This is a genomic window from Paenibacillus sp. 481 (assembly GCF_021223605.1).
Taxonomy (GTDB): Bacteria; Bacillota; Bacilli; order Paenibacillales; family Paenibacillaceae; genus Paenibacillus_B.
Window position 1 is genome coordinate 2403290 of record NZ_CP075175.1, and the last position, 18093, is coordinate 2421382.

An 18093-nucleotide genomic window follows, 5' to 3' on the forward strand; every position below is an offset into this window, starting at 1 on the left:
GGGAGGGGGTTAACGTTCGCTTTTTATTGACTTAAAGGTCTTTGACTGTTAGAATTGTTATGCTGCCTCCGGTAATTAACTGCTGAGTGGCAGTCAATAACGGTGTGTGAACACCCGACGGGGGTATGGATATGTCTACAGTAGTTGTCGTAGGAACCCAATGGGGCGACGAGGGGAAAGGAAAAATCACTGATTTCCTCGCCGAAAGCGCCGATGTGGTAGCGCGTTATCAAGGCGGTAACAATGCGGGACACACGATTTTGATTGGTGATAAAAAGTATAAGCTTCACCTTATTCCATCAGGAATTTTTTATGATGATAAAGCTTGTGTCATCGGTAATGGTATGGTTATTAACCCGAAAGCACTTATCGAAGAGATTGAATATATACATGAAAATGGATTCTCCACGGACAACTTGCGCATTAGCGATCGCGCACATGTGATTATGCCTTACCACATGGTGTTGGACGGCTTGGAAGAAGAGCGCAAAGGCCCGAACAAGATCGGTACAACGCGCAAAGGTATTGGCCCTTGCTACATGGACAAAGCGGCACGAATCGGTATTCGCATCGATGATATTTTGGATGCTGAAGTATTCGAACTGAAGCTTCGTCATCTTGCAAACGAGAAGAACGAACTGATCAAAATGTACGGTGGCGAGCCACTCGACATTGATGAGATGTTGAAACAGTATTTGGAGTATGCTGAATATATTCGCAAATACGTGGTCGATACGTCAGTTGTGCTTAATGATGCAATTGATACAGGCCAAAAGGTGCTATTCGAGGGCGCGCAAGGCGTTATGCTCGATATCGACCAAGGAACGTACCCGTATGTTACTTCCTCCAACCCAACGGCTGGTGGTGTATGTATCGGTTCCGGCGTAGGCCCTTCTAAGATTCAAGAAGTTATCGGTGTAGCGAAGGCTTACACAACCCGTGTTGGTGACGGCCCGTTCCCAACGGAGTTGGACAACGAGATTGGCCACTTTATTCGTGAAGCAGGTCATGAATACGGTACGACGACAGGTCGTGCACGCCGTGTAGGTTGGTTCGACAGTGTTGTAGTTCGTCACGCACGTCGCGTGAGCGGTATTACAGGCTTGTCTTTGAACTCGCTGGACGTGTTAAGCGGCTTGGAAACGGTGAAGATTTGCACGGCTTATAAGTACCGTGGCGAAATCATCGAGCACTACCCAGCTAACTTGAAGATGCTGGCGGAGTGTGAAGCGATCTACGAGGAGCTACCAGGCTGGTCGGAAGACATTACACAGTGTAAGTCGCTTGAAGAGCTGCCAGAGTCTACGCGCAATTATGTGCAGCGTGTATCTGAATTGACAGGCATTCCAATTTCGATCTTCTCTGTGGGCCGTAACCGCGAGCAGACGAATCAAGTTCGCCAAATTTATCGCTAAAACGTATACGAATCCAGTCTTTCTTTTACAAGAAAGGCTGGATTTTTTTGTGCTTAAACGGGAATACTAAGCGGTAAATGACGGTTTGACCACCTTTCATCTCTATTTTTAAAAAATAGAATGCGAGCGTTGGTCGGTGGGAGGTTGTATATGAAGTGGATGTTACGTGCGTTACAGACAATTATGTTAATCGTATTCGTAAGTATGCTATCAAGTATATTAACGGTTGGGACGACTGCAATTGTAGTAGATCAATATATTCAAGCTGCTTTATCTAAGTTTAATATTTCAGTTGAGCGTCCGCCGTTGACGATTACCTCGATGGTAGGAATGCTGTTGGGGAATGAGAGTAAGGGGAACATGAAAGCAGATAGCACAACGGACGTGCAAAAAGATGGACAAAAAGGCGTACAAAATGATGGACGAACAGATGCTGACGGGGCAACTCCCGTAATGGGTGGGCTCTCCTCAATTGAGCCTCAAACGCAAACCCAAACGCCAACTCCAACCACAACCACATCTCCACAGGATAAGGTTGTCGTCTCTCCTGAGGAATTGACACAAAAGAAAGGCGAGCTTTCTACTGCGACCAAGCAGAAATTGTTCGCCACAATCATGAAAAAGCTACCTCAAGAAGATTGGCAGCACTTATCCGCGCTCATGGAGGGTGGGCTAACTGGCGAAGAGCTTAGGCAGGCAGAGCAAATCTTAGCGAAGCATTTAAATGATGAAGAATACAAGCAGATGAGGCAGATCGTGACAGATAGTGGTTCGTTGGCAGCGCAAGATAAGCAGAAGCAGACGACAACAACGCCTCAAGTTCCGGTAAATTAAGAGTTGTTCATCATGAGGTAAAATAAGGAATGTATAATAAGCGTGAATTTGGCCATCTTCATAAATGGGCAGATTCACGTTTTTGCTTTGCGGAAAAAAGCGAAAAAGACGCGCCAAGGCCTACCGTATAAGGGATGGTATCGACAATCTTCAACGTTTCACGTCAGTTGCATTGCTTCTTCGACCTGTGTTACAGTAAAAAAGGTAACAAAACGTTACTTTTTGTCTAATCGTTTAATGTACTCAGACGCGTAACACTTATATATTCGACAAGCTTATGAATGAACGAAATGAAATGATTGAAAAGTTAAGGAGACCAACATGGAACGTTTCAATGGAAATCATCCGGACGAGTCGTCTCAAGAGCAGAAGACCGGCCGATGGCACCAATGGACGGCTGCGTGGGGCAACAAGTTCAAAGCAATGAATGTAAAGCAGTGGCTTGTGCAATCCCGCAAGCAAATTGTGCTTTCGCTGGGCGGACTCGGACTTATTGCAGCAGCTATTTGGGGCGGAACTTCATATGTGAAGGCCAACACGGTATCTTTTTTCCAAGTATACAAAAATGATCAGTTTATCGGTACGGTATCTGCATTAGATGAACTGAAGCAATTTTACGTGAAGAAACAAAAAGCGGTGCAAGCCAAAAATCCGCATGCCCATATAAACCTTGATCTTCAGGGTATTCGTACAGTCGCTGATTCCGGTTACAAGTTCAAGCCAACGACGACGGAGACGCTTGCCAAGTTGGACACGGTCATTACGGCTTATGCAGCTGGCGTAGAGTTAAAGGTTGGCGGCAAGGCGATCGGTGTTGTAAAGGATGAAGCAACGGCGAACAAAATTTTAAACCAAGTGAAGTCCAAATATTCGCGCAACGGGAATAAAGGTCTGAATCAAGTACGTGTGCTGTCATCACCTGCGCGCTCGGTTAAAGCGACTAAGGCGATGTCTCGCTTGGAGTCGGTTGAGTTCCGCGAGTCTATTGCTATGGCAGACAGCAAAGCAAGACCAGAAGCAGTGTTAACGCCACAGGAAGCTGTTCGCAAGCTAACGACAGGTCAAGAGCAACCTGTCACGTATACGGTTAAGAAGGGTGACACGGTTTCCTCGATTGCCAAGCAGCAAAAAGTGTCGTATGAGACGATTTATCGCAACAACCCTGATGTTGCTGAGGAATTGCTGCAAGTAGGATCTAAGCTAGATTTGACTGAAGCGAAGCCGCTCATTACGGTTAAGACCACTGAAGCTTACAGTGAGTATCTCGTCACGGAACCGCAACGCGTTGTAAGACAAGATCCAGAAATGCGTGCTGGCGAGTCTAAAGTTGTCCGTAAAGGCAAGCAAGGCTTAAAGCAGATGTCCTACCGCTTTATTAAAGATAACGGCAAACTGACTCATGAAGAGTGGATTGAGCAAAAAGTTATCGAGCCTGCACTCCCTGAAATCGTGATTCAGGGCACTAAAGTGGTGCGGGGCGAAGGTACAGGTTCATTCGCTTGGCCTGTTAGCGGTGCGCAATTGACGAGCGGTTACGGCAAACGCTGGGGCCGTATGCATAAAGGGCTTGATATGGTATCAAGCGACTTATCGATTATGGCTGCCGATGAAGGTGTCGTTGTCTTTGCTGGCGTAAAGAACGGATACGGCAACACCATCATTGTGAATCATCGCAACGGCTATAAGACGTTGTACGCACATATGAGTGAGTTAACAGCGAGTATGGGCGACATTGTTGAGAAGGGCGAAAGCATTGGTATCATGGGCAATACAGGGTTCTCAACAGGTACACACTTGCACTTTGAAATTCATAAGGATGATGCAGTGCAAAATCCTCTTAAATATTTATAACCATCTTAAAGGCGGGGCAAACCATTGCTCCGTCTTTTTTATGTTATCTTACAAGCGATGCCCAACGTTTGCTATCGGGATGCAAGTGTAAGTATGATAAAATAGAATAATGAATTGTAAAATGGAACGTGAACAACGGGAGATAGACATAAGATATAAGATACGTGAAATAGAGCGCGGGATGGAATAAATGGAGAAGAAAGGCGGGGATTACATGTACGGAAAAATTCTCGTAGTGGATGATGAACAGCCGATTGCGGATATTCTTAAATTTAATCTTGAAAAAGAAGGCTACGAAGTCATATGTGCGTTCGACGGAGGCACAGCGATTGAACTGGCATTAAAGGAGAAGCCTGATCTGATGCTGCTGGACTTGATGTTGCCTGTAAAGGATGGCATGGACGTGTGTCGTGAGGTACGGCAGCAACTGCATATGCCGATCATTATGCTAACGGCGAAAGATACGGAGTTCGATAAGGTGCTCGGCTTGGAAATGGGCGCTGACGATTACGTGACCAAGCCGTTCAGTACGCGCGAGTTGCTAGCTCGGGTAAAGGCGCATCTGCGCAGACAAAATAAAGTACAGCAGAATGAAGCTGATGACGAAGCAGGCAGTAAGGAAAAGCAAGGCCTGAAGCTGCACGAGCTATTTATTGATACGGATATGTATGTCGTATACAAAAATAATGAGCCGCTCGACCTTACGCATCGGGAGTATGAGCTGCTGCACTATATGGTGCGCAGTTCGGGCAAGGTGATGACGCGCGAGCACTTGTTGCAAGCGGTATGGGGATATGAGTATTTTGGGGACGTCCGGACGGTTGACGTAACGATTCGTCGTCTACGGGAGAAGATTGAGGATGATCCAAGCAAGCCGGACTACATTATTACCCGCCGTGGTCTTGGTTATATGATGCGCAATCCCCGTACGGGAGGCTTGTAAATGAAGTTAGGTCGCTTTTTTCGAACGATTCAAGCGAAGCTTATTATCATTTATGTGCTGCTCATCTTAATTGCGATGCAGTTAATCGGAGTATACTTTGTGAGTGCGATGAAGCATTCCCTCACGAGTAATTTTACCGAGGATTTACGCAGCTCTGCGAAGCTGCTTTCGATTTATGTGGAACCTTATTTAAAAGAAGACGATGCAGCCGACCAAGGGAAATCGATGGAAAATTTAAATATGGTCGTACGCAATTTTAATATAAACGGCGTAGAAATACAGGTGCTCGATGCAACGGGTAGAGTATTGACGACGTCGATGCAGACACAGGCGGATTATTTGGGCAAAAAGAATACCGAAACCGTCGTGATTCGCGCTCTACAAGGAATTCGTGACAATGAAGAAGTCATTATTGATGAAGACAATGTGAGAAAGCAAATCCTAGCCAACCCGGTTTATGCGGATGGCAAAGTGGTAGGAGCGCTCTACATCGTCGCTTCGATGAAAGATTTGTACGAAACGATTGAAGGCGTTAATCAGATTTTCGTCTCAGGTATGGCGATAGCGCTAGGGCTGACGGCTGTCTTGGGCATTATTTTGGCGCATACGATTACACAGCCGATTAAGCAAATTACGAGGCAGGCGACCAAAGTGGCTGAAGGCCATTTTGATGGACAAGTGCCTGTTATGGGCACGGATGAAATTGGACAACTAAGTGAAGCGTTCAACTATATGACGAGGCAGCTTCAAGAAGCGCTAAACGCGAATGAGGAAGAGAAGGAGAAACTAGCTTCTATTCTGACGAACATGAGTGACGGTGTAGTTGCCACCAACGAGCAAGGTAAAGTCATCCTTGTTAATCGGCGTGCTTGCGGAATGCTTGGTGTGAAGCCAAGCGATGCTGAGGGCAAGGATATGGCTACGCTGCTGCACATTGCAGCTGAGCAGGTGGAAGCGCTCGTAAGCGGGCAGCGCAGCTCGTTATTGCTGCCGCTGATGTCTCAAGAGGACGAGGTTGCGCTATCAAGTGGCAACAACCAGAGTGAAACGATTTTACGTGTCACCTTCACACCTATTCATCGACGGGGTGAGGGTGTGACAGGTTCGATCGTCGTGCTTCAAGATGTAACCGAGCAAGAGAAGCTAGAGCAATCTCGCCGCGAGTTCGTCGCGAACGTGTCGCATGAGCTGCGTACGCCGTTGACGACGATTAAGAGCTATGTCGAAGCGCTCGATGATGGAGCACTGGAGGAGCAGCAACTAGCGGAACGCTTCGTCGGCGTTATTGGCAATGAAACAGAGCGAATGATACGGCTCGTGACCGATTTGCTGCACTTATCGCGTTTCGATTCGAAACAAGCGAAACTGCGCAAGCTTCCGACAGACATTCAAGAGATGCTCGAAGATGTCGCTGATCGATTCTCATTGAAGTTCAAAGATAAACGGATTCAAGTGGGGATTGAAGTTGATATGCGGGCTGGTATGGCCATCATTGATCGGGACCAGATCGATCAAGTGCTGGATAACTTAGTTTCGAATGCCGTTAAGTATACGCCAGAAGGCGGGTCGATCGTGCTGCGGGGAGTACCCGCAGAGAGCAAAGGGTTGATTGCGGTCTCGGTCGAGGATAACGGGGTAGGTATCCCGCCCAAAGACTTAGAGCGCATATTCGAGCGGTTCTATCGGGTCGATAAGGCTCGCTCCCGCAATATGGGCGGCACAGGCCTAGGGCTTTCCATTGCCCGGGAAATGGTACGCGCTCATGGCGGGGACATCGGGATGGAGTCGACGTGTAATGTAGGGACGAAAGTAACGTTTACGTTGCCGACAAAGGCAGAGGAAGGGAGTGAGGCATTCGAATGAGAGAGCGAATAAAGTCGGCTTTATTAGCCGTCCTTGTGCTGCTCAGTCTTGTGCAGACCTTCCTGTTAACGTATAGGATGCCGAACTATGATGCGATTGTAAAGACGCCGGGCGATTATATTAAGGCGGAACCATTAGGGCCGGAAGAGCGAGTGGAGAACTTGATTTTTCCGAAGCAGGTGGTTCTTCACCTTGGGGATAACAAGCATACGATTCTGTATCCAGATATGACGTTCTACGATTATATTATGTCGCGACTGCAAGGACGCTCTTATGAAGGGTTTCAAAGTGTCCATATTAAAGACGAGGATTGGACTCGGATTCGGGAGCAAAACGAAGGGGTAGAATTGTATTTTGATTCGCCCGTTCCTGTAAAGCTGTTGCAAAAGGTGCTGCGCATTGCGGAAGATGCCGTATTCCAGACGGAGAACATCAGCCGTATCGTGTTCGTTGCTACGCAGGATGAACGTGAGGTAAGGGTGTTTTTTGTTAGTGAAAATGAAAATACGGTTTATGAGTCGACGCGGGCGGATATTACCGTCCAAGATGTGAAGCAGCAAGTAGAGTTTGGACGCTCGTGGACGCCGTACAAGCTGTTTAACGATGCTTTTTATATTCCGGAGAAGCCATTTGAAATGGTAGAGGTAAGCTTGCCATTCGATGTTATCACGGCAGAGCAAATTCAACGCAGTTTGTTCTTTGATCCGGATGTAACGAAAAAAATAAGCGAATCAGATGGGTCTGAAATTTATACCGATATTAAACGTGGGCTGAAAGTGGACCATACGCAGCGATGGATTAACTATTCAGATCCGACGGTGACCGAAGGCGGTGCTGAGCTTGCTAATGATGTATCGGCGGCTGTTCGCTTTATTAATCAACATGGTGGGTGGAGCGGAAAATATCGCTTTACGCTTCCAGCTGATTATATGGGCTTTAAAAAGAACAAGATCGGCGTAGAGAGTGAAGTAACGGGTTCAGATATACGGTTCCAGCAATATTGGGGCCATCATCCGATTGTAGGGACGCCACAATTCCGATTCGGTTACATGCAGGTCAAGGTGGAGCAAGGAACAGTTGCGAGCTATGAGCGTTCTTTGATCCAGCTATCTAATCGTTCGGAAGAGCGTAAATCTCGCACGCTCCTTGCAGGTGAAGCACTGGTGGCCAAGCTGAAGGCGTTGAATGACTGGCAGCACATTGTGCATATTGAACCTGTGTATGTCCCAGAATCGGTTAAAGACGGGAAAACAATCCGTCTGCGTCCGATGTGGCAAGCGAGATACAAAGATGGACGTACGACTTTGTTCTCGTAGATGTTGTTGACCACGCGAGGAGGTTCTGTATGGATTGGGGTCGGGCAAAAAACATTTTAATATTTGCGTTTCTGTTGTTGAACATCGTGCTCGGCTATCAACTATGGCAAGAGCTTGACGATCGGATGAGCACGGAGATGGATTGGACGTCGTTGTCTGAAGAGACGCGGCAAAACATGGAGCTGCACAATATTCAGGTAGCCACAAAAATTCCAACCGATACGCCAGAGTTAAGCAATATTGAGTATCGGTTAGTGAAGCGGGATCGCGAAATGGTGCCCTTGAAGACACCGCGGGATAGCAAGGTCGTGTTTTCCCAGCAGGAAATGCAGCGCACTTTCAAGGATGAAATCGAGCATGTGGAGCAGTACAGTCACGATCAGAAGCTATTTGATGAAAAAGTGTTTGTCCTGCATCAGCAAATGACGAACGGGTTACCTTTGTTCGATGTGACCTTGAAATTACGATTCAGCGATCAAAAAATTACCCATTATGAGCAAAACTACGCCATTGTTGTGACGAAAACGGCAGCGAAGGCGCAAAAAATTATTCATGCCTCACAAGCGCTAAGCACTGTAATTGAAAATAATTTGTCGCCAGGTTCCGTCGTTAAAGATATACGACTTGGCTATCATGGTACATTTCCGTTATATGATTCAGAGCAGCAGTTAGCTGGACCTACTTGGAGGATACTGCTGGAGAATGGAGAGGTATATTACTTTAATGCCATTCAAGGTGGGGTGGATAGTTCTCAGGGGAAAAAGGAGAAAGAGTGATGAGTTTACGTTTTTCGGTATTGTCGAGCGGATCGACGGGAAATGTCACGGTTATTCAGAACGAAAATGCGACCGTGATGATCGATGTAGGGCTAAGCTGTAAGCGTACAGAACAGTTGTTGGCTGAGCAAGGCTTATCAGGTAGCCAGATTGACGGTATTTTGGTTACGCATGAGCATTCTGACCATATTAAAGGGCTAGGCGCATTCGCACGTAAGCACAAGGTGCCCATCTATGCGAACGAAAGTACGTGGGGAGCGCTCGAGAAGCATGTAGGCACGATTGCGGAAGAAAACCGTATCGTGATGCAAACCGGTGAAGCGCGTGATTTCAATGATCTGCGCGTAGAATCGTATGGCATTTCGCATGATGCGGCTGAGCCCGTCGGATATTGCTTCTATGATGGTGAGACGAAGCTGAGTGTGACTACCGATTTAGGTTATATGAGCGATAAGGTCAAAGAGGCCATTATCGATTCGAACGTCCTTGTGATGGAGTCCAATCATGATGTGCAAATGCTGCGCATGGGCCGCTATCCTTGGAACACGAAGCGTCGTATCCTTGGCGATTTGGGCCATTTATCGAATGAAGCAGCGGGCGAGGCTCTGTGCGAAGTGGTGACGGGAAATACAAGCCGCGCTTACTTGGCGCATTTGAGCTTAGAGCATAATATGAAGGACTTGGCCCGCATGACGGTCAAGGATGTTATGGAGGACCACGGGCACTTTTTTAAGGAAAGTGAGTTTCAGTTAAGAGATACGCATGCTGAGCAACCAACGGAGTGGGATATTGTGCACGCTAAAACAGTCATGCAGCGTTAATAGGTTGCATGACTGTATCGAAATGAGCAGAGCTGAGTTGCTTAACTAGTAGATAGTAGTACTATATTGAGCGACTTTTGTAGCTGGTGGTAGTGGCTGTAGTGGTGGCAGTTAGTGAGCTGACTTTCCTTATTTATAGGGATACGTATCTAGCTGCTCGGCCTTATGAACGATATCGTCGTGGGTTAGGATACCTCGTTCGACGAGTAGCTCCATTAAGGTGGACAGGGCAAGTGTAAGCTGGTAGTTGTCTTCTTTGAGGTCAGCGAGCTGGGCAATTAAATTAACTTCAGACATGGCTGCAGATACACGATTCGTGGTCATGGTCTTCCTCCTGTTCGAATACAATTTTAAAGCAAGGAAACGCAATCATTTCTCTCAACTTTGGGTTTGTATGATAGAATATGTACAAGAATGCAAATCTATGACAAGTCTATGATTTTACTATTGGTCGTTATATAGTGTTAACCGTTTAGAGTTATTCCATTCGCATGTTTCTCATTAATGGATATGGTCGGCTGTTGCAGCTGCCGGTATCTGAAGTGTGGAAAGGCCCAGTTGGGGGGAGTTGGTTCGGATGAGCTTGTTTGATGATGATTTTTTCTCACCGAAGGTGTCGCGTGGTGCGAAGCGGAATTGGGTCGGACAGATTAAACATAGGCGCCCACTAAGCTGGCGCAGGTTATCGCTAAGGCGCGATCAGCGCCGCGGCTGGTCAACGGTTCAAGTTGCAGTTGTAAGCTCTGTAATAAGCGCAATGCTTGCGGTGTTTGTATATAGTTGGCTCGTCGAAAGTCATTCGGTATCAGATCCTGTTCAGGTGATCAGTTCGGAGACGGGTGGAGCGGGTGTTATGGACCCTTATGAGCGGATTGTCCAAGTAGCGGATAAGGTTGGCCCTGCTGTTGTAAGCATCGTGAATCAACAGACAGATTTGTTCGCTGAGGATGACGGGACTGATACGAATACTGGTGCGGATGGAGCTGACTCTGGTAAGTCGAACGGCGCGGACGGATCTGGCGCGGCTGACGAATCAGAATCGGAATCGGATGAAGCGATTAAGGATGCGAATTTGGGATCGGGTGTTATTTTTAAGCTGGAGGATGGCAAGGCGTTCGTATTAACGAATAACCATGTTATTGAGGCTGCTGATAAATTGGAAGTGATGCTGCCGAATGGTCAGCGTAAAAATGCGGAAGTTGTAGGCAAGGACCGAGTAGCGGATATTGCGGTGCTGCGCATGGATGGTGCAGGTGTTACAGCAATCGCGGAAATCGGTGATTCACGCAAGCTGCGCCGCGGGGAGACGGTTATCGCCATCGGTAATCCGCTGGGATTTGGGGATTCGTTGACGGCGGGCATTATAAGTTATACGAACCGCGTCATTCCGGTGTCACTCAATCAGGATGGGATTTTTGATTGGGAGCAGGTTGTGATTCAGACTGATGCGGCTATTAATGAAGGCAATAGCGGCGGTGCGTTAGTCGATTTGAATGGACGGGTCATCGGTATTAATACGATGAAAATTGCGACCACAGGGGTAGAAGGAATGGGCTTTGCGATTCCAACCCATGAGGTTATGACTATCGTCGATCAGCTGCTGCGAGACGGTAAGGTGGTGCGTCCGTACTTAGGTGTGTACACGGTTGATTTGAACAATCCGTATGCGCCGATTACGAAGGAGCAGCGGAAAGAGTTAAAGCTGCCGAACGAGGTGAAGGACGGCGTTATCGTCTTGGAAGCTTCAGGGCCTGCGAAGAAGGCAGGTTTGAAGCTGGATGATGTTATTGTGCGCTTCGATAAGGCTAACATTTATACGACGTTGGAGCTGCGAAAGTATTTGTACGAGCAGAAGAAGGTCGGCGACGTGATGGAGATTGGGTTTTATCGTGACGGCAAGCTGATGGTGACGTCGGTTACGCTGGGGGATAAGCCTAGTGAGTAAGTGGGCACAATGAGGTTGACAGCATTTTTTCAGAGCAGAAATGGTTATTATAAAAATACAGCATGAGTCGCAAGAAAGAGGGAACTTTCATGTACGTAGTGTGTAAAGAGCATGTGGAGTTAGCAATTGATAAATTCGTCGATGATTACGAGGATGCGCCTGATATTGTGGACTTGGATTCAGTGGAGTTCAGTCACTGGGAACGCCCAATTAAGTGCTGTATGGATTGCGAGCAAGAGGGAAAATTCCTTGTAGTTTAGCTGTGCTTGAGGTAAGCTAAGGGTAGGATGAGGAAATAAATATAGACATATAATATACTAAAAATGTTTTATAAAACATGAGCGGGTAATGGAAACAAGGGCGGGACTCGTACGGGGTCTGAGCCCTTGTTTTGTGTTGACCGGATGAGTATGTGCGAGTGGATGTGTGCCTGCAATCTTGTCCTGTATCGTGGATTCTGTGCCCTGTGGATAGCGGTTTTTGATGAAAAACATTGTGGATAAATGGCAAGTCTAATCTAAAAATAATTATCAACATGTGGATAAATGTTTTTGACGATAAAGTAAGTAGTATTTGTGTTGAGCGGACGCAGTTGTGGATAAAAAGGAGTCGTTAACGAACATGAATGTGCAGATCGTATGTATCGGAAAATTGAAGGAAAAGTATTTGGTGCAGGGGATCGCGGAGTACAGTAAACGGTTGGCACCTTATGTGAAGTTTCAAATTACGGAGCTGCCAGATGAGCAGGCTTCGGAAAAGTTGAGCGATGCGGAGCTTGTGCAGGTGCGTGACCGTGAAGGGGAGCGGATTTTGGCGCAAATTAAGCCTGATGCACATGTGGTAGCGCTTGCAATTGGCGGTCAGTTGTGGTCAAGCGAGGATTTGGCTGAGCATATGGATAAGTTGGGTACGTATGGGACTAGCCATGTGGTGTATGTGATTGGCGGGTCGAATGGTTTGTCTGATGCGGTGCTGCATCGTTCACAGTCGAAGCTGTCTTTCGGGCGGATGACGTTGCCGCATCAGTTGATGCGCTTGGTGCTGGTGGAGCAGATTTATCGAGCGGTCAAGATTAACCGTGGGGAACCGTATCATAAGTAACGGCAAGTGTTTATTGTACAACTCGATTCAAGGTTGCAAAAATCGCTGGTGATATCATCAAAAGGAAAGGAGGTAGCAAGGAACTTTGATCCCCAATGGATGGGATACAAATGGATTTGTAACTGATTGCAAACAGTGTTACTCTTACAACGGTAAACTCTATAACTATGCTCTACAATACATCTAATAATAGTCACTATTTTAGCTATAAAGAAAGGTAATACTATGATAAAAGTTGAAAACTTATCCTTCTCATTTCCACAAAAAGAACTATATACAAACATTTCATTTACGTTAGAAGAGGGACAGCATTGCGCTTTTATTGGAACAAGTGGCAGTGGTAAAAGTACACTGATCGATATACTGATGGATCCAGAAAGATATTTGTTTGAGGGCAAGTTAGAAATAGATCCAACCTGCAAAATTGGGTATGTAAGTCAATTTTCCCAATTAGACAAAACGAAAGAAACAACCGTTTTTGAATATATCGGAGAACAATTTATTAAGCTACAAGATGAAATACAATCTATTTGTACTGAAATGGAAACATCATCGGATATTGAGCCGTTACTCGAAAAGTATCAATTCGCTTTAGACGCATTGGATGCAATCGGTGGCGATGATTTTGAAAGCAACATTAATAAGAAACTAAATCTAGCAAACCTCATGAAGCTAAAAGATGTTAGAGTATCCGACCTGAGTGGTGGGGAATTCAAACTTATTCAAGTGATGAAGGAAATGCTTAATAGTCCCGATTTGATGATTATGGATGAACCCGATGTATTTTTAGATTTTGAAAACCTAAATGCGCTTAAAAATCTTATTAACTCACACAAAGGCATACTGCTAGTTGTTACCCACAACCGATATCTATTGAATCATTGTTTCAACAAAATTATTCACCTTGAAAACACGGAGATTCAAGAGTTTGATGGGCGATATATTGAGTATAATTTCTCATTACTTCAGACAAAAATTGAGCTGCAAGAAATCGCAGTCGCTGAACAAGAAGAAATCGAGAGATACGATAACATTATTGATAATCTTAGAGCTATCGCAACTATTAATTCAGAAGCATCTAGAGGTAGAGCGTTAAAAGCTAGAGTTAGATTTCAAGAGAGATTGGAAGCGCGTAGAATTAAAGCGCCATTTGTTGATATTAAGCAACCGAATATTAGCTTCGGTATTGATAATGCAATGGAAGACAGCGTTGTTGTAAAAGTCACTAATTATAGTGTTGCCTTTGATGAACTGCTTTTAGACAATGTTAACTTTGAGATGAAATCTACGGATAAAGTAGCTATTATCGGTCCAAATGGTACAGGGAAAACGACTTTACTCCGAGATATCTTTAACAATAATCATGATTCCATTGAAATAAATGATGATGTTAAAGTGGCTTATTTATCTCAGCTTCAAGGCGAAGTGTTAAATGATTCTAATACCATATTAGAAGAATTCATCGATGCAGGGTTTAAAACGTATGATGAGGTTAGATCGTATATTGCGAACTATGGCTTTGAAGGCGAGATCGTTAATCAAAAGATAGCATCTCTATCGGGTGGAGAAAAAAATATGCTTCAATTAGCTAAAGTTTCTGCCAGTAAAGCGAACATATTGCTGCTTGATGAACCGACAAGCCATTTAGACATCTATTCACAAATCGCACTGGAGAAAGCTATTGAAGACTATAAAGGTGCGATTATCATGATTTCTCATGATTTCTACTCGGTTGTAAATGGTATGGATTATGTGTTAATCATTGACGATAAGACAATTAGAAAAATGAAAATGAAAAAATTTAAACAGATGATTTATGCGCGTCATTTTGATAAAGACTATTTAGAAACGGAACAAAATAAAAAAGCGCTTGAAATGAAAATAGAATTAGCTCTAAAAGATACTGATTTTGAACTTGCAAAAGTATTAGTTGATGAGCTAGAAGAGCTGATTAAGTTACTTTAAATTACAATCCTCTGATTGAAATCATAACAAGAAAAAGGTTCAGTAAAAAGACACTGAGGAATACAATCTCAGTGTCTTTTTACTGCATGGATTTCCTGATAGCGCTTACGAGGGTCAGTGGTTCACTTATTATTTTAAAAATCTCCCTCAACACATGTTTAGATTGAAATAGCTAGCTAGGCGATATGTTTAAAGGTAGTAACTTTGTTAGATAATATTTGTAGTGTCGGTAATCGTGATTGGGCACGGCATCTAGTGCCAGTACGTTTTAAATATACTTAAATAGAAAGTTAATACTGATTTATGGAGGAATCGATATGACGCCCGACTCGGGTAGCAAAGAGTTAGTTATAACATGTGAGATTCATGCACCACGCGAAATTGTGTTCCAAGCATGGTCCGAAACAGAGCACTTAAAGCACTGGTGGGGACCGAAAGGGTTTGAAATAAGTGTAAAGCATCTGGATTTTCGTGCGGGGGGATCTTTTCACTACAGCATGCAAGCTCCTGATGGCAGTCAAATGTGGGGTAAATTTGTGTACCAGGAGATCAAGGCTCCTGAGAAAATTGTATGGAACAATTGCTTTTCGGATGAGGCAGGAAACATTGTCAGGTCTCCGTTTAGTGATTTGATTCCGCTCGAAATTCGCAATGAGGTAGTATTGAGCGATAATGATGGTACTACCCAACTAACCCTTTGCAGCCGCTCGATCAATGCTACGGAAGAAGAGCGAAGCTTCTTTGAAGGGATGTTCGAATCCATGAAGCAGGGCTTCGGAGGAACCTTTGATCAGCTTGAACAATATTTATCGAGAATGAATTGACCTAGAGGGGACTCTTGCTTGTGGAAAGCAAAAGTCCCTAAATAACGGAGTATTCTACAATCTTCGCGTAATGATCCACTTCGATAGTGCAGCAACTTGCCATCCTCTCTGTTACGAGCTCGCAGCCTCGTTGCTCTTTTTGAATAGCAAGACAGCAAGAAATAAAGCAATGCTTACAGCAGCCAAACCTACCCAATTCAAAGTCAGGACAGAGGTACGGCTGATGACAAGCCCACCTAATCCAGATCCCAGCGCAAAACCAAATTGAATAAATGAAGTATTTACGCTTAGGGCAATATCCGGATTTCGAGGTACTAGAGTAACCAGAAATAGCTGCTGAGCAGGAGAAATCATCCAAATTGCTAACATGAAGATCATTAAAACCAAGATCAATACAAATAGATTGGCACCAGCTAGCGTGAATAAAAGAAGTGTTGCTCCTTGGAACAGCAGTCCGAAATAAATGGTGAATTTCGATCCTTTTGCATCTGCTAATTGTCCACCTACTCTAGATCCAACGAAACTGCAAATTCCCGCTAGAAACAACACACCGCTAATTTCGGTTATGGAGAGAGAGGATGTGGCTTGCAAGAAAGGCGTAATATAAGTGAAGAGCGTAGAGTAACCACCGATATAAAATAAAGTAATAGCCAAAGCGGTTACAATGTTTGAATTTTTTAAAATAGAGAGCTGCATCTTGAGGCTAACCGCTTCTTCTTCTTTGATTACGGGAACCTTTTTATAGATAATAAACAGTGGAATAACACTTATAATACCTATCCCCATAAACAAAACTTTCCATCCAAACATCTCGCTAAAAAATGTACCCATTGGCACACCCAGAACTAGCGAACTACTGAGCCCCATCAAAATAATACCGATGGCATTGCCCCGTCTTTCTTTTTCAACGAGTCGTGTCGCTACCGCCATGGATACTACGGTAGCGATTCCTCCGCTAGCCCCTTGAATAATTCGCACCCATAGTAATGCTTCATAAGAAAGGTTTATAAACATAAGCCCGTTGCTGGCAATAAATACACTGAGGGTAGCTATCAACAGCTTCTTGCGATCTACATTTATCGTTAATGCAATTAGGATTGGAGCAATAATGGCCGCTGCGAGAGCAAATACAGTCACCAATAGCCCAGCTTCGGAAGTAGTTACTCCCAAATCCATGGCGATCATTTCAATGACTCCTGTAATAATGTACTCAATGGTTCCGATTAGAAAGACAATAATAGCTAGGACATAAATGATCAGGTTATTCTTCAATTCCAATTCCTCCTCCTTTGATAATAATTAGTAGAGTGATTGAAAGAGCTCTGAAATTTCTTCTACTCTTCAGTCCAGTGAGCGGAGTGTTCATTGAAGTAACAATGTTTTTAGGTTTTGATCTATAAATTCCGAGTCTGATTCATGCTGACCAATGCCTGCGCAATGCCCCCACTTTGACTCAATAGGAAGAAAGAACGCATTTGGCATATGCTCCGCCTCATATTTGTTATCCTGGGGCGGGAAGAATAGGTCCGTACTTCCCGGCATAACTAGCGCCTGTGCTGTAATCTTACTTAATGCAAGTTCAAAATCGTCATTATACGTCGAATTAGCGCTAATGTTACCGGTGATTCCGGTACGTAACATGGCGATCAGGTCATTGGCGTCAAAGGTCAAAAATACTTGATCCCAGTAATCCACGAGATACTCCCCCAAAGTAGGGTAGCCCTCTTGCTGATAGAGCTGCTCGAGATAATAGGCTTGAGAGAAGCCCCAAGGTGCATATACTCGACCCATGGCTGCTAACCCAGCTGTGGGTTGCTGCGTGTAGAAGCCATTCTTCCAAGCGGAATCAGCCTGAAGGGCAGCGATCATGCTTTTAAATACAACCTGTGCATGTGGCCGAGTCTGGGCAGCTCCACCGAATGGAGCGATTCGTTCCACCATATTAGGATAGCTTGCTCCCCACTGGAAGGTTTGCACTGCTCCGAGTGACCAGCCTACTACTAGGGCTATTTTCGTAATACCAAACTTTTGAGTAACCAGTTGATGCTGTAACCGCACATTATCATAAATCGAAACCTGCGGAAAATTAGCTTGGTGATAAGGCGGGGGAGTATTACTTGGCGAGGAGGATAGTCCATTGCCGAACATATTCGGGACGATGATAAAATACTTTTCGGGGTCCAGCGCCTTGCCAGGTCCAATTAACCATTCATTATCGGTATGCTGGCCTGCGAACCATGTGGGATATACAATCACATTATTTTTAGCTGCATTTAGCGTCCCATAAGTTTTATAAGCAAGAATGGCATGGGGGAGAGTCTCACCGGATTGTAGCAAAACATCGCCCAGTTCATATAGTTCATAATCTCTCATGTGAATATCTCCTTTACATAACTAAAAGATGGCGTGCTTTCTTTTCATCACTCTACGATGATGTTA

16 protein-coding genes are annotated in these 18093 nt (G+C 44.9%); 13 read left to right on the forward strand and 3 right to left on the reverse strand.

What is annotated here, in order from left to right; genetic code table 11:
- The first annotated feature begins 131 nt into the window (after positions 1–131).
- From KIK04_RS10475 to KIK04_RS10510, 8 genes are all read left to right on the forward strand, one after another.
- Entirely contained in the window at positions 132–1415 is a 1284-nt protein-coding gene (locus tag KIK04_RS10475) for an adenylosuccinate synthase (protein WP_232278175.1), read from the forward strand.
- 150 nt (positions 1416–1565) lie between these two features.
- Entirely contained in the window at positions 1566–2249 is a 684-nt protein-coding gene (locus KIK04_RS10480; protein WP_232278176.1) for a spore coat protein, read from the forward strand.
- A gap of 321 nt (positions 2250–2570) precedes the next feature.
- Positions 2571–4100, forward strand: a complete 1530-nt coding sequence (locus KIK04_RS10485; RefSeq protein WP_232278177.1) for a peptidoglycan DD-metalloendopeptidase family protein — start codon at positions 2571–2573, stop codon at positions 4098–4100.
- 214 nt (positions 4101–4314) lie between these two features.
- Positions 4315–5043 carry a response regulator YycF gene (gene yycF / locus KIK04_RS10490; protein WP_232278682.1) on the forward strand — a complete coding sequence of 243 codons (729 nt, stop codon included), beginning with the start codon at positions 4315–4317 and terminating at the stop codon, positions 5041–5043.
- The gene (gene walK, locus KIK04_RS10495; protein ID WP_232278178.1) at positions 5044–6906 is read left to right on the forward strand and encodes a cell wall metabolism sensor histidine kinase WalK; all 1863 of its coding nucleotides are present in this window, start codon (positions 5044–5046) and stop codon (positions 6904–6906) included.
- The gene (locus KIK04_RS10500) at positions 6903–8222 is read left to right on the forward strand and encodes a YycH family regulatory protein (RefSeq protein ID WP_232278179.1); all 1320 of its coding nucleotides are present in this window, start codon (positions 6903–6905) and stop codon (positions 8220–8222) included. The genes walK and KIK04_RS10500 overlap by 4 nt, the downstream gene beginning before the upstream one ends.
- 29 nt (positions 8223–8251) lie before the next feature.
- The gene (yycI, locus tag KIK04_RS10505; RefSeq protein WP_232278180.1) at positions 8252–8998 is read left to right on the forward strand and encodes a two-component system regulatory protein YycI; all 747 of its coding nucleotides are present in this window, start codon (positions 8252–8254) and stop codon (positions 8996–8998) included.
- Positions 8998–9819, forward strand: coding sequence for an MBL fold metallo-hydrolase (locus KIK04_RS10510; protein ID WP_232278181.1), 822 nt, complete (start codon positions 8998–9000; stop codon positions 9817–9819). Before yycI ends, KIK04_RS10510 begins: the two co-directional genes overlap by 1 nt.
- A 129-nt stretch (positions 9820–9948) precedes the next feature.
- On the opposite strand, the gene KIK04_RS10515 is transcribed toward KIK04_RS10510, so the two are convergent.
- Positions 9949–10143 (reverse strand): hypothetical protein, encoded by a 195-nt coding sequence (locus KIK04_RS10515; RefSeq protein WP_232278182.1) that lies wholly within the window; start codon positions 10141–10143, stop codon positions 9949–9951.
- Positions 10144–10396: 253 nt separating this feature from the next.
- On the opposite strand from KIK04_RS10515, the gene KIK04_RS10520 reads away from it, so the two are divergent.
- The 5 genes from KIK04_RS10520 (at position 10397) to KIK04_RS10540 (ending at position 15654) form a co-directional block, all read left to right on the forward strand.
- A complete protein-coding gene (locus tag KIK04_RS10520) occupies positions 10397–11764 on the forward strand; it encodes a S1C family serine protease (RefSeq protein ID WP_232278183.1) in 1368 nt (455 codons plus the stop codon).
- Between the two features lie 89 nt (positions 11765–11853).
- On the forward strand, positions 11854–12024 hold the full coding sequence (locus KIK04_RS10525; RefSeq protein WP_232278184.1) for a CxxH/CxxC protein: 171 nt from the start codon (positions 11854–11856) through the stop codon (positions 12022–12024).
- Positions 12025–12385: 361 nt separating this feature from the next.
- Complete coding sequence (rlmH, locus tag KIK04_RS10530) at positions 12386–12865, forward strand: 23S rRNA (pseudouridine(1915)-N(3))-methyltransferase RlmH (RefSeq protein ID WP_232278185.1); 480 nt, start codon at positions 12386–12388, stop codon at positions 12863–12865.
- A gap of 225 nt (positions 12866–13090) precedes the next feature.
- A complete protein-coding gene (locus KIK04_RS10535) occupies positions 13091–14830 on the forward strand; it encodes an ABC-F family ATP-binding cassette domain-containing protein (protein WP_232278186.1) in 1740 nt (579 codons plus the stop codon).
- A gap of 317 nt (positions 14831–15147) precedes the next feature.
- Positions 15148–15654, forward strand: coding sequence for an SRPBCC family protein (locus KIK04_RS10540; protein WP_232278187.1), 507 nt, complete (start codon positions 15148–15150; stop codon positions 15652–15654).
- Positions 15655–15765: 111 nt separating this feature from the next.
- On the opposite strand, the gene KIK04_RS10545 is transcribed toward KIK04_RS10540, so the two are convergent.
- On the reverse strand, positions 15766–16926 hold the full coding sequence (locus KIK04_RS10545; RefSeq protein WP_232278683.1) for an MFS transporter: 1161 nt from the start codon (positions 16924–16926) through the stop codon (positions 15766–15768).
- A gap of 90 nt (positions 16927–17016) precedes the next feature.
- Entirely contained in the window at positions 17017–18027 is a 1011-nt protein-coding gene (locus KIK04_RS10550; protein ID WP_232278188.1) for an alpha/beta fold hydrolase, read from the reverse strand.
- Between the last annotated feature and the right edge of the window lie 66 nt (positions 18028–18093).

Bases quoted from the DNA above. Each gene is read 5' to 3' on its own strand.
- KIK04_RS10475 (WP_232278175.1), top strand. From the start codon at position 132: ATGTCTACAGTAGTTGTCGTAGGAACCCAATGGGGCGACGAGGGGAAA.
- KIK04_RS10480 (WP_232278176.1), top strand. From the start codon at position 1,566: ATGAAGTGGATGTTACGTGCGTTACAGACAATTATGTTAATCGTATTC.
- KIK04_RS10485 (WP_232278177.1), top strand. From the start codon at position 2,571: ATGGAACGTTTCAATGGAAATCATCCGGACGAGTCGTCTCAAGAGCAG.
- yycF (WP_232278682.1), top strand. From the start codon at position 4,315: ATGTACGGAAAAATTCTCGTAGTGGATGATGAACAGCCGATTGCGGAT.
- walK (WP_232278178.1), top strand. From the start codon at position 5,044: ATGAAGTTAGGTCGCTTTTTTCGAACGATTCAAGCGAAGCTTATTATC.
- KIK04_RS10500 (WP_232278179.1), top strand. From the start codon at position 6,903: ATGAGAGAGCGAATAAAGTCGGCTTTATTAGCCGTCCTTGTGCTGCTC.
- yycI (WP_232278180.1), top strand. From the start codon at position 8,252: ATGGATTGGGGTCGGGCAAAAAACATTTTAATATTTGCGTTTCTGTTG.
- KIK04_RS10510 (WP_232278181.1), top strand. From the start codon at position 8,998: ATGAGTTTACGTTTTTCGGTATTGTCGAGCGGATCGACGGGAAATGTC.
- KIK04_RS10515 (WP_232278182.1), bottom strand. From the start codon at position 10,143: ATGACCACGAATCGTGTATCTGCAGCCATGTCTGAAGTTAATTTAATT.
- KIK04_RS10520 (WP_232278183.1), top strand. From the start codon at position 10,397: ATGAGCTTGTTTGATGATGATTTTTTCTCACCGAAGGTGTCGCGTGGT.
- KIK04_RS10525 (WP_232278184.1), top strand. From the start codon at position 11,854: ATGTACGTAGTGTGTAAAGAGCATGTGGAGTTAGCAATTGATAAATTC.
- rlmH (WP_232278185.1), top strand. From the start codon at position 12,386: ATGAATGTGCAGATCGTATGTATCGGAAAATTGAAGGAAAAGTATTTG.
- KIK04_RS10535 (WP_232278186.1), top strand. From the start codon at position 13,091: ATGATAAAAGTTGAAAACTTATCCTTCTCATTTCCACAAAAAGAACTA.
- KIK04_RS10540 (WP_232278187.1), top strand. From the start codon at position 15,148: ATGACGCCCGACTCGGGTAGCAAAGAGTTAGTTATAACATGTGAGATT.
- KIK04_RS10550 (WP_232278188.1), bottom strand. From the start codon at position 18,027: ATGAGAGATTATGAACTATATGAACTGGGCGATGTTTTGCTACAATCC.